Below are 12,353 nucleotides of genomic sequence, written 5' to 3'. Positions count from 1 at the left end.
TTGGCTGCCTGCGGGAGTACGGGCGAAAATCGAAACAGCGACAGGTCCGCCGTACGAGAGCAAGAGGGCGGAAAACCAGTAGAAAAGCCGTTTTGATTTTTCGTTGCACCGTGTTCCCCGAGGGACACGGTTGATTTTTATAACCTGTACTTTAATTTAAATACAACGTAATGAAAAACCTTTTCAAACTTATGCCTTTCGCGCTGCTCGGGCTGACGCTGGCAAGCTGCAACGACAACGATGACAACAACGCCGGAGGGCCTGAACTGCGGGTGCTGACCTTCGAGGACAGCGATTACAAAGGCACCGACAACGGCGGCCAAGGTTTCGCTGACTGGTCGTCGCTCATCGACAATCCCCAGTACAACGGGCCGATGCTCTACCCCGAAGCCGAGAAGCAAGCATGGCTCTACAACTGGAACGACGACAACAACACGTTTCTGGCATCGGAGCTGACCAACAACTACGGCGACCGCAAATTCTGGGGCGGCGGCCATGCTGTGTCGAACTACACCGACATGGATCCGACGCACGGCGACTTCAACCACCAGCTGGCCGTATATACCGCAGGGGGACACAACGGCTCGAAAAACTTCTGCGTCCACAACGGCAGCGTCGCAGAAAGCGACACCTACAGCAAACGTTCGGCAATCTACTTCAAGGATGGCATCGAACGCATCGTCGACCGCATGTGGGTCATGAACACGACCTACGTGGTAAACGCCCTCCTCAATGGCGACGGTGAAAGCCCGGCATTCGGCGACGGCGACTTCCTGAAAGCGATCGCCATCGGCTTCAATGCCGCCGGCGAAGAGACCGGCCGCTGCGAAATTTTCCTGGCAAAGGACACCGACTATCTGAAAGAATGGACGAAGTGGGAACTGGCTTCGCTGGGCAAGGTCGCCAAAATCGAATTCAACATCGAGGGTTCGAAAATGAACGCCTACGGACTGACGACCCCAGCCTATTTCGCCTACGATGACGTGGCCGTACAATTCTAATGCGCATCTTCGTGAATAGACTCATCATGCTGTTCGGCACTTTAGCGATCGCATCGTCCTGCAACAAGGATGACGCGATCGTTGTCGTCGATGCTTCACAGCGGGCCGCATGCAACCGCGTATACGAATACCTGCCGGCCCCCGGCCAATTTATCAACGAGACCTATGCACCCCGCACCATGGAGGAGGCCTGCGCCTGGGCCAAAAAACAACTCGGGAGCAAATACGGATACGTTTCGCTGGGCAGCTTCGGCGGCTGCGTCGTCGTGGGCTTCGACCACCCCGTCGCCTGTACGGGCGGCTACGACCTGGCTATCGACGGCAATCCGCTGGACACATCGTCCGAGCCGGGCATCGTCTGGGTCATGCAGGACGAGAACGGCGACGGCCTGCCCAACGACACGTGGTACGAACTCCGAGGTTCGGAATACGGCAAACCGGAGACCTGGCAAGACTACGCCGTGACCTATTACCGCCCCTCCGAGCCGGATGCAGGGATCGCATGGACCGACGACCGCGGTCAGAGCGGCACGATCGCCCGGGTCAGCTACCACAGGCAGTCCTACTACCCCGCCTGGGTCGGCGACGACAGCTACACGCTGCGCGGCACACGGCTCGAAGCCCGCAACCGATTCGACGGCGTGCAATGGATCAATCCGCCCTACGAATGGGGGTATGCCGACAATTTCAGCAGCATCGACCGGCTCACGGACAACGGAATGAATGCCAACCGCTTCCGCATAGCCGACGCCGTGCGTGCCGACGGCCTGCCGGCCGGGCTGGCGCACATCGACTTCGTGAAGGTGCAGACGGGCGTCCTCGCCCAAAGCGGCGGACTGGGCGAAACGTCGACCGAAGTTTTCGCGATCCGCGATCTCAATTTTCCCGCCGAATAGCCATGCGCAGCGCCCGAACGATCTTTCAGCGACTTGCTGCGGCCCTCCTGCTTGCCGCCGTCTGCACGGAGTGCATGAAGTGGGAGTACGGCGCGGCAGAAGATTTTGCGGCTTCGGGCGCAGGAGTATTCATTGCCTGTGAGGGCAATTTCCAGTACGGCAACGCCACGCTTTCGTACTATGACCCCGAAACGCGGCAGGTGGAGAACGAAATATTCCGCCGGGCCAACGGCATGAAATTAGGCGATGTAGCGCAGTCGATGATCGTGCGCGACGGCGTGGGCTGGATCGTGGTCAACAATTCGCACGTCGTCTTCGCCATCGACCTCGATACGTTCAAGGAGATCGGCCGCATTACCGACCTGGCATCGCCGCGCTACATCCATTTCATCTCGGACGAAAAGGCCTACGTAACACAGCTGTGGGACAACCGCATCTTCGTCGTCGACCCCAGGCGTTACAAGATAACCGGCTACATCGAATGCCCCGGCATGACGATGGAGAGCGGATCGACGGAACAAATGGTACAATATGGACAATACGTCTATGTCAACTGCTGGTCGTATCAGAACCGGATTCTCAAGATCGACACCGAGACCGACAAAGTGGTGGATGAACTGCAAGTAGGCATCCAACCCACGTCGCTTGCAATAGACTGCAACGACAAACTCTGGACGATAACCGACGGCGGCTATGCAGACAGCCCATACGGCTACGAGGCACCGTCGCTCTACCGCATCGACGCCGAAACGTTTACCATCGAAAAGCAGTTCCGGTTCGATCTCGGCGATACTCCGTCGGAAATACAACTCAACGGTGCGGGCGACACGCTCTACTGGATCAACGACGACATTTGGTCGATGGACGTCGAAGCCGAGCAGGTGCCCATACGACCGTTCATCGAATATACGGGCACGATCTACTACGGTCTGACGGTCGACCCCGCACGGAACGACGTCTATGTAGCCGATGCCATAGACTACCAACAACCGGGCATCGTCTACCGCTACTCGGCGGCGGGCGAGCTGCTCGACGAATTCTATGCCGGTGTCATTCCCGGCGCCTTTTGCTGGAAATAACCGAACGACGACCATGAAAAGAAATCGCATCGCATTGCTCCTCGTTCCATTGTTTCCGGCGATGCTCGCAGCGCAGGAAAGAAATACGGAAGGCCCCTCCGGCGACTGGACGAAGCGCGTACACCCGATTCCCGAAGTGACGGTCGTCGGACAGCGCCCCATCAAGGAGATCGGCGTGCAGCAGACCAAATTCGCCTCGGCAGCGCTCAAGGAGAACATCGCCCTCTCGATGGCCGACGTGCTGGCGTTCAACTCCTCGATCTTCGTGAAGAGCTACGGCCGCGCGACCCTATCGACCGTGGCGTTCCACGGCACATCGCCCTCGCACACGCAGGTAACATGGAACGGCATGCGCATCAACAACCCGATGCTGGGCATGACCGACTTCTCGATGATCCCGTCGTACTTCATCGACGACGCTGCGCTGCTGCACGGCACCTCGTCCATAGGCGAAACGGGCGGCGGACTGGGCGGCGCCGTGAAACTTTCGACCAAACCCGCCGAGGCCAACGGATTCGGCCTGCAATATATTCAAGGAATCGGGTCGTTCAAGACGTTCGACGAATTTCTGCGCCTGACCTACGGGGATGCGCACTGGCAGGTATCGACCCGCGCAGTCTACTCGTCGTCGCCCAACGACTACAAATACCGCAACCGCGACAAGAAAGAGAACATCTACGACGACGAGATGAACATCGTCGGCCAATACTACCCCACTGAGCGCAACCGCAGCGGAGCATTCAAAGACCTGCATATTTTACAAGAAGCCTACTATAATACGGGCCGCGGCGACCGTCTGGGACTGAATGCGTGGTATATCCGCTCGAACCGCGAACTGCCGGTGCTCTCGACCGACTACGCCTCCGACCGCTCGTTCGAAAACCGCCAGCGCGAAGCGACCCTGCGCGGGATCGTCTCGTGGGATCATCTGCGCCGCAACTGGAAAATAGCGGCCAAGGCGGGCTACATCCACACGTGGATGGCCTACGACTATAAACGCGACGCGGGCAACGGCACGATGACCCCGATGACCCGCTCGCGCAGCACAATAAACACTTTCTACGGGCAGGCGGAGGGCGAATACAGCATCGGCAGCCGCTGGCTCTTTACGGCCTCGCTCGCAGCCTACCAACACCTGGTCGAAAGCGCCGACAAGAACATCATCAAGCAGGACGGCAACCAAGCGATCGTGGGCTACGACAAGGGACGCGTGGAGTTGTCCGGATCGGTTTCGGCCAAGTGGCGGCCGACAGAACGCTTCGGCATGTCGCTGGTCGTGCGCGAAGAACTGTACGGCACTGACTGGACGCCCATCATCCCGGCATTGTTTCTCGACGGCGTGCTTTCGGAGCGGGGAAACCTCGTGGCCAAAGCCTCCGTCTCGCGAAACTTCCGTTTCCCGACCCTGAACGACCTCTACTTCCTGCCGGGCGGCAACCCCGACCTACAGAAAGAAAACGGCTGGACGTATGACGCAGGGCTGTCGTTCGCCGCGGGCAAAACCGGGAAATACACCCTCTCCGGCGCGGCATCCTGGTTCGATTCGCATGTCGACGACTGGATCATCTGGCTGCCGACACCCAAAGGGTTTTTCTCGCCCCGCAACCTCAAGAAAGTGCATGCCTACGGCATCGAACTGCGGGCCGGCCTGAACGTCGCCCTGTCGAAAGCGTGGCGGCTCCATCTCGACGGCACCTATTCGTGGACACCCTCCATCAACGAGAGCGAACCGATGACGCCGGCCGACCGGTCGGTGGGCAAGCAACTGCCCTATGTCCCTGAACACTCGGCAACCGTCACAGGACGGCTATCGTGGCGTACATGGGCGATTCTCTACAAATGGGCTTGCTACTCGGAACGTTTTACCATGTCGAGCAACGACATCACGCTGACCGGCTCGCTCCCGCCCTACTTCATGAACAACCTGACCCTCGAAAAAGGATTTTCATTCCGTTGGGCCGACCTCTCGCTGAAAGGAGCCATCAACAACCTCTTCAATGAAGAGTATCTGTCGGTTCTCTCGCGCCCCATGCCGGGAATCCACTTCGAAATTTTCATCGGAATAACACCCAAGTGGGGCAAGAAAAAAACCTAAACCGACACGGCCGTCCTAACCCGGGGCGCGACGTTTGCACGGCAGAGGATAAAAATTCCACGCCATGAAACGTCTTGTTTTTCTGCTCCTGACGCTCACGCTCGCACCCGTCTTCTGCCGTGCGCACTCGGGGAAAGCCCGGTTCCACATCGTTGTCGACACCGACGGCGCAGCCGACGATCTGCGCGCGCTCTGCATGCTGCTGGGCAACCGCGACGCCGAGGTGCTGGCCATCGTAACCTCCGACGGCGCCCAGGAACCGGCCCGCTCGGCCGCCTGCGTCGGCGGACTGCTCCGCACATTCCACCACGAAGGCATCCCCGTAGGCTGCGGCCGCCCGACGTGCGCGGAAATCCCCGCATGGCGAAGCCGCACCGAACGCACCGACTGGGGTGCCTCATCCGACTCGTCCGACTGGCCCGCCGCTCCTGCGCTGCTGGCCGAGACGATCGAAAACGAGGAAGAACCCGTGATTGCTGTGGCGCTGGGAGCGCTGACGAACCTCGACGACCTGCTCGCCGCCCGCCCGACGCTGAAAAACCGCATCGCCCGCATCATATGGTATAACGACTGCTCCGAACCGCTGGCAAGCGCCAACTATCGCGCCGATCCCGATGCGGCACGCCGGGTGCTGGCAAGCGGCATTCCGACAGCCATCGTTTCGGCAGCCCCCGGCAATCCGATTCCCATCACGCCGGCCCTGCTGGACTCCATAGCCGCCGTCGGATCGCCCTATGCCCGACACATCGCAGCCACGCATCGCCGCCCGCCGCTCGCACACCTGATCGACGAACGGCACCTCCAAGCCTGGGACGACCTGGCGGCGCTCTATCTGTTCGCCCCGGAACTTTTCAACCATCGCCAACAGACCCCCACCGTCACGACCTGCACCCTGCACGACCCGAGCGAAACGACGTTCTGCTGCGCAACGCTGGCCGTGCTGCGCGGCAGACCCGACACCGAAAGCCGGGTGTTCTACGGCTTCCCGACCTCTGCGGCATGCTATGCACCGGACGTAGAACCCATCATGGCCCAAGCTCAGGCGCTCTACGGCCCGAGCGAATGGCGCGCCGCCGTGCTGACCAACGAACTCCACGGCCACCTGGGTATCTATGCGACGATCGGAGTGAAGATGGGCATCCGCGCCCGCGAGTATTTCAACATCGGCGTGGACGACATCGAAGCGACGACCTATGCCGGCTGCCGTCCGCCCGTAAGCTGCATGAACGACGGGCTGCAAGTGGGCACGGGAGCGACCGTCGGACACGGACTGCTTCATGTGGCGCAATGCGACCCGCCGCGCCCCGAAGCGCTGTTCTGCTTCAAAGGCAAGACGATCCGCCTGCGCCTGAAACCCGAATATGCGGCCCGCATCCGCCGCGACGTACAACGCGGCATCGAACTGCACGGCGCCCAAACGGAAGAATACTGGCAATATATCCGCGCACTGGCCCTGCAATACTGGCTCGAATTCGACCGTCACGAAATATTCGACCTGGAAACCGTAGAAACAAAATAAGACACCGATCGTCTGCTTCGAGATGCTTTTCGATGCCACCGGCCAAAAATAAAATTTCCTGCAAACCCATTAGTTTGCAGGAAAATGCTTTTCTTTTCATCATACTTTGGCGGAAAGAGAGGGATTCGAACCCCCGGAACCTTGCAGTTCAACGGTTTTCAAGACCGCCGCAATCGACCACTCTGCCATCTTTCCAAGGACAAAAGTAACACGGTTTTTCGATTCTGCCAAATCTTCATGGCGCATAATTGCCTGCCAGGAATTCCGAAACACCGAAATGCCCGGATAATTTTTCGCTTTTTACAAAATTTAATTAATTTTGCCGATAGTTAGTCAAGCTCCACGCTCCGCTTATCCCTCCCGCGCATGAACAAAGCACAATTGGTCGAAGCCGTCGCTCTCGACACGAACATGACCAAAATCGAAGCCCGCAAAGCCGTCGACGCGGTAATCCGGGCCACCATCGAAACGCTCCGCGAGGGAGAACGGCTGACGCTGACGGGCCTGGGCACGTTCAGCATCCAGCACAAGAGCGAACGCGTGGGCCGCAACCCGCGTACGGGGGCGAGCGTCAAGATTCCGCCCCGCAAAGTGATCAAATTCCGCCCCACGGTCGACCTGGAATAATCCGGCCGCCGGGGAAAACCCGAACTTGCCATGCCCGAAATTTCGCAGCGCGCCGAGCAGATGCCGGCCTCGCCCATACGCAAACTGGTGCCGCTGGCCGAAGCGGCCCGCGCCCGCGGCGTCGAAATCTTCCATCTGAATATCGGACAGCCCGACCTGCCCTCGCCGCAAGCCGGACTCGACGCCCTGAAGAAGATCGACCGCACGATCCTCGAATACAGCCCCAGCGACGGCTACCGCTCGTTGCGCGAAAAGCTGGTGGGCTACTACGAACAATACCAGATCAAACTCTCGCCCGAAGACATCATCGTCACGGCGGGAGGCTCCGAAGCGGTGTTCTTCGCATTCATGTCATGTCTGAATCCGGGCGACGAGATCATCGTTCCCGAACCGGCTTACGCCAACTACATGGCATTCGCCATCTCGGCCGGCGCCACGATCCGGCCGGTCGTCTCGTCGATCGAACAAGGGTTCGCCCTGCCCGATGTCGCAGAATTCGAGAAACTCATCAACCCCCGCACGCGCGGCATCCTGATCTGCAACCCCAACAACCCGACGGGTTACCTCTACTCGCGACGCGAAATGAACCGCATCCGCGACCTGGTAAAGAAACACGACCTCTTCCTCTTCTCGGACGAAGTATACCGCGAATTCATCTACACCGGGTCGCCCTACATCTCGGCCTGCCATCTGGAAGGCATCGAACAGAACGTCGTGCTGATCGACTCGGTGTCGAAACGCTACTCGGAATGCGGCATCCGCATCGGGGCGCTCATTACCAAGAACAAAACCCTGCGCAACGCGGTAATGAAGTTCTGCCAGGCGCGGCTTTCGCCCCCGCTGCTGGGACAAATCGTCGCCGAAGCGTCGATCGAGGCACCGCGGTCGTACAGTACGGAGGTCTATGAAGAATATATCGAACGGCGCAAATGCCTGATCGACGGGCTGAACCGCATTCCGGGCGTCTACTCGCCCATTCCGATGGGCGCGTTCTACACGGTGGCACGGCTGCCGGTGGACGACAGCGACAAGTTCTGCGCCTGGTGTCTGGAGGAGTTCAGCTACGAGAACCAGACCGTCATGCTGGCCCCGGCATCGGGCTTCTACTCCGATCCGGAATGCGGACGCAACGAAGTACGCATCGCCTACGTGCTGAAAAAAGAAGACCTCGAACGCGCGCTGGTGGTGTTGCGCAAAGCGCTCGAAGCCTACAACGCCCGAAAATAAAGAGACACCGAAAACATCGGCGCATTCTTTCCTTTCTCTTAACGCGCACCCGGCCGTTTCAGCGGCCGGGTGCGTCGCTGTTGCCAAAAAAAATAAAAAAACGCAGGCTGCGGGCCTACGAGTAAGATAACGAATCGGAATATTTAGACGGGGATTTGTAGGGGACGAATTTCTTATAGTTTTCCGTGAACCGTCCCCGTTCGTAGAGCCAGGGATTGCGCCCGATCATCCGTCGGATGAAGTGCTGGCAGTTCAGATGCTGCATGTACCCCAGATAGGAATTGATCGTGGCGATCATCAGCCGGGGCGGCCGGTGTCCGACGCTCCGCATCTGGCGGTTGATGCGCCGCTTGGTCTTGTTGACCAGATAACGGCGATAGGGCTTGATGTTCGTGCCCAGAAAGTTGATTCCTTTCGTCACTTCTTGCAGGTAGATCTTGTCGGGGTGCAAATTCAACCCCAGTTCTTCCCGGAGGAAATTGCGAATGATGGGCACCAGCTGCATGAGCCGGAAACGGTCGCTTCCGACAATGTAGAAATCGTCCACATAACGTCCGTAATGCTTTACCCTCAGCTTGCGCTTCACGAAGTCGTCCAATTTCGACAGATACACGTTGCTGAAGAGCTGCGAGGTAAGGTTTCCGATGGGCAGTCCGCAACTTTCGGGCGTGTGGAACAGGCTTTTGGAAGGCGGCAGACCGACCCATTGGCGCTGGTTGCCGCGCACCTCGCAATTCTTGGTCGGGTCGTTGAAGACGATTTCGCGCGCCAGGAACCGGATCAGATCGAAATCGAGCAGCTGCGCCCAGGTCTTGCAGTCGCAGGCCCGGCGGCCGGCAAAACGGTCGAGTTTCTGCGAAATAATATCGTAGAGCGTCTGCCGGTTGATATTCATGAAGTAACCCTGAATATCCAGCTTGAGCAAATAGCATTTCCACTGGAAATTGTTCGAGCACGAGCGGATATGGTGCTCCAAGCGTCCGATGCCGAAATGGGTGCCCATTCCCTTGCGGCACGAATAACTGTCTGTGATGAACGTACGTTCGAACAAGGGGCCTACGTAGTTGCACAACAGATGGTGCACTACGCGATCGCGAAAGTCAGCGGCGAAAATCTCGCGTTTTACCGGTACGTTGGTAATGAAACATATGCTGCGGCCCACGCGGTAGCGGCGTTCTTCGATTTCATGGTATAGCTCCATCAGGTTTTCTTCGAGGTTCATCTCGAAGCGTAGTTGGCTGTAAGTGTTGCGTTTGTTCTCGCGGGCGTCATAGTACGCCTTGAAAACGTCGGTCAGTAATTTTTCATTCATAAGATTCAAGGTCGGTAGTTGTTCAAAAAAGATAAAAAACGGCTTTCCCCCGCAGATGCTTGGACGCAGCGCACGGAGAAGGCATCGGCCCGGTACCCGTTGTTCAGAGGGTTCACGTTGCCCGAATTGAAGTTCAGATAAGCGCCGTTGATATTGCCCGCGGCATAGGACGAGGATGCCCAATAGAGGCCGTTCGCGCCAACGTTCGTCAAGGCCCCCGACGCCGCGGCGCGGATGCCCGCGGCAGGAGCATGACGTGCAATCGCTGGAATGAATGCACCGAGGAAGCCGACGGCGGCAGCCCCGGGACAGACTGGGATAGATAACTAACGGCACCGCAAAACAAAAAACAAACGTCTTTGCACCGAATCGTCGGTGCCGGACGAACCGTCCGCACCGAATTTTCTGCGCTGAACTTTTGCATCAACTTCTTTTTTGCGCCTTAAGCCGTCAGTGGATTGCTGAATCTACTTTACCGCGCTGGCGGGAGCCGTAGCCCGCGCCATTCCGGGTTGCAGAAAGCCGTTTTTTATCGAAAGGATGAGTGCGGAAACTAAAAAACAGCCCGTGTAGATGCTTGGACGCAGCGCACGGAGAGACCGTAGGCCCGGCTCGGAGTGTTGAGCGGGTTCACGTGGCCTGCATTGAAGTTCAAGTCTGCCGCGTTGACACTGCCAGCAGCATAGGACGACGACGACCAATAGTCGCCGCTCGCGCCGACATTCGCCAAGGCTCCCGTCTCACGCAGGCGGATGCCCGCGGCAGGCGTGAAAAAAACAATCGCTGGGATGAATGATCCGGAGAAACCGGTACGGCAGCCCCGAAACAGACTGGAATGGACAACTGACAAAACCGCAAAACAACCGATGAGACTCTTTGCGCCTTATAGTGTCAGTGGATTGCTGAATCTACTCTACCGCGCTGGCAGGAGCCATGACCCCCACCATTCCGGGTGGTAAGAAAAAGCTGTTTTTTAGGTTGTGGAAATTTTTCTGGCGTTGTAAAACTAAAAAAAAGAAACAGCCTCCGTGTAGATGCTTGGACGCAGCGCACGGAAAGACCGTTGGCGCGGTTCGTGTTGTTCAGCGGGTTCACGTTACCCGAATTGAAGTTCAAGTACCCCGCGTTGATATTGCCCGCAGCGTAAGACGAGGACGACCAATAATTGCCGCTGCCGCCGACGCTCGTCAAGTCTCCCGACTCACAGTGGCGGTAGCCCGCGGCAGTGAAAGAAGCAATCGCTGGAATGAATGCACCGAAGAAGCCGACCCCGGCAGCCTCGGAACAGACTGGGATGGATAACTGACAAAACCGCAAAACAAGAAGCAAAAGTTTTTGCACGGAACCTTTGCACTAAAACTTCATAGTATCGGATTTTTTGCGAAACTTTCGTCTTTATAATTCTTTTTGCGCCGTTCTCTTGCCAGTGGATTGCTGAATCTACGAACCGCACTGACGGAAGCCATGGCCTGCCGTCATTCCGGGTTGCGAAAAAGCTGTTTTTTATCGGAGCGGTTCGAATCGAAGAACCGAAAAGATAAAAAACAGCCTCTGTAGATGCTTGGACGCAGCGCACGGAGAGACCGTTGGCGCGGCTCGTGTTGTTCAGCGGGTTCACGTTGCCCGCCCGGAAGTTCAAGTTACCGGCGTTGACACTGCCAGCAGCGTAAGACGACGAAGACCACCAGTCGCCCTCCGTGCCGACATTCGTCAAGGCTCCCGACTCACGGTGGCGGTAGCCCGCGGCAGGTGTAAGAAACAATCGCTGGAATGAATGACCCGAGGAAGCCGACCCCGGCAGCCTCGGAACAGACTGGGATGGATAACTGGCAAAACCGCAAAACAAGAAGCAAAAGTTTTTGCACGGAACCTTTGCACTAAAACTTCATAGTATCGGATTTTTTGCGAAACTTTCGTCTTTATAATTCTTTTTGCGCTTTACGTTGCCAGTGGATTGCTGAATCTACTTACCGCGCTGGCAGGAGCCATGACCCCCACCATTCCGGGTGCTGAAACTGTTTTTTATCCTGAAAAACCTAAGGTAACCGCATGCGTACCTACCCGCTGCCGCCCATACCGTCCATACCGACGTCGTGTACGACAGCCGAGGTGCCCGCCTTCCGGGCGGCCGCCGATGCGACCGGCCCGCAAATCCGGGAAACCGTCGTGGGAAAGGCAAGATGCGATCGCCTCTCTTTTACTCTTTAAACTTAAAAACGTCAAGGAACAAGCAAAAGAATAAAAAACAGCTCCCCGTAGATGCTTGGACGCAGCGCACGGAAAAACCGTTGGCCCGGTTGTTGTTGTTCAACGGGTTCACGACCCCCGAATTGAAGCCCAGGTTGCCCGCGTTGGCACTGCCCGCTGCGTAGGACGAGGAAGACCAGTAGTTGCCGTTCGCGCCGACATTCGTCAAGGCTCCCGTCTCACGCGTGCGATAGCCCGCGGCAGGTGTGTGAAAAAAGCAATCGCTGGAATGAATGCCACAGAGGAGAGCACAAGCACAACTCTGCGGCAGACTGGGATGAACAACTGGCGACTTCGCCTTGCGGGGGATGAATCCGCGCAGCGCGTTATGCCGTCAGTGGATTGCTGAA

General features: G+C 57.7%; 8 protein-coding genes and 1 tRNA gene. 7 read left to right on the top strand and 2 right to left on the bottom strand.

The window, feature by feature from the left end; all coding sequences use genetic code 11:
- Nucleotides 1–170 precede the first annotated feature (170 nt).
- From QZ298_RS03495 to QZ298_RS03475, 5 genes are all read left to right on the top strand, one after another.
- Nucleotides 171–1,001, top strand: a complete 831-nt coding sequence (locus QZ298_RS03495; protein ID WP_296005354.1) for a DUF4465 domain-containing protein — start codon at nt 171–173, stop codon at nt 999–1,001.
- An 11-nt stretch (nt 1,002–1,012) separates the two neighbouring features.
- Nucleotides 1,013–1,897, top strand: a complete 885-nt coding sequence (locus tag QZ298_RS03490; RefSeq protein ID WP_296005353.1) for a hypothetical protein — start codon at nt 1,013–1,015, stop codon at nt 1,895–1,897.
- A 74-nt stretch (nt 1,898–1,971) separates the two neighbouring features.
- Nucleotides 1,972–2,976, top strand: coding sequence for a YncE family protein (locus QZ298_RS03485; protein WP_296005758.1), 1,005 nt, complete (start codon nt 1,972–1,974; stop codon nt 2,974–2,976).
- Nucleotides 2,977–2,989: 13 nt separating this feature from the next.
- Nucleotides 2,990–5,071 (top strand): TonB-dependent receptor, encoded by a 2,082-nt coding sequence (locus QZ298_RS03480; protein WP_296005351.1) that lies wholly within the window; start codon nt 2,990–2,992, stop codon nt 5,069–5,071.
- Nucleotides 5,072–5,135: 64 nt separating this feature from the next.
- Nucleotides 5,136–6,590, top strand: coding sequence for a nucleoside hydrolase (locus QZ298_RS03475; RefSeq protein ID WP_296005349.1), 1,455 nt, complete (start codon nt 5,136–5,138; stop codon nt 6,588–6,590).
- A gap of 107 nt (nt 6,591–6,697) precedes the next feature.
- On the opposite strand, the gene QZ298_RS03470 is transcribed toward QZ298_RS03475, so the two are convergent.
- Nucleotides 6,698–6,785 (bottom strand) — tRNA-Ser (locus QZ298_RS03470).
- Between the two features lie 171 nt (nt 6,786–6,956).
- Between QZ298_RS03470 and QZ298_RS03465 the strand changes: the two genes are divergently transcribed.
- Together QZ298_RS03465 and QZ298_RS03460 are read left to right on the top strand one after the other, a co-directional pair.
- Nucleotides 6,957–7,217 carry an HU family DNA-binding protein gene (locus tag QZ298_RS03465; protein ID WP_296005347.1) on the top strand — a complete coding sequence of 87 codons (261 nt, stop codon included), beginning with the start codon at nt 6,957–6,959 and terminating at the stop codon, nt 7,215–7,217.
- Nucleotides 7,218–7,247: 30 nt separating this feature from the next.
- Nucleotides 7,248–8,444: a pyridoxal phosphate-dependent aminotransferase gene (locus tag QZ298_RS03460; RefSeq protein ID WP_296005345.1), complete on the top strand. Its 1,197-nt coding sequence runs from the start codon at nt 7,248–7,250 to the stop codon at nt 8,442–8,444.
- 115 nt (nt 8,445–8,559) lie between these two features.
- On the opposite strand, the gene QZ298_RS03455 is transcribed toward QZ298_RS03460, so the two are convergent.
- Complete coding sequence (locus QZ298_RS03455) at nt 8,560–9,756, bottom strand: RNA-directed DNA polymerase (protein ID WP_296005343.1); 1,197 nt, start codon at nt 9,754–9,756, stop codon at nt 8,560–8,562.
- Nucleotides 9,757–12,353: the final 2,597 nt, after the last annotated feature.

The sequence above is a fragment of the uncultured Alistipes sp. genome (genome assembly GCF_910580175.1).
GTDB lineage: Bacteria > Bacteroidota > Bacteroidia > Bacteroidales > Rikenellaceae > Alistipes.
This window is presented reverse-complemented; position numbering and strand designations above follow the sequence as displayed.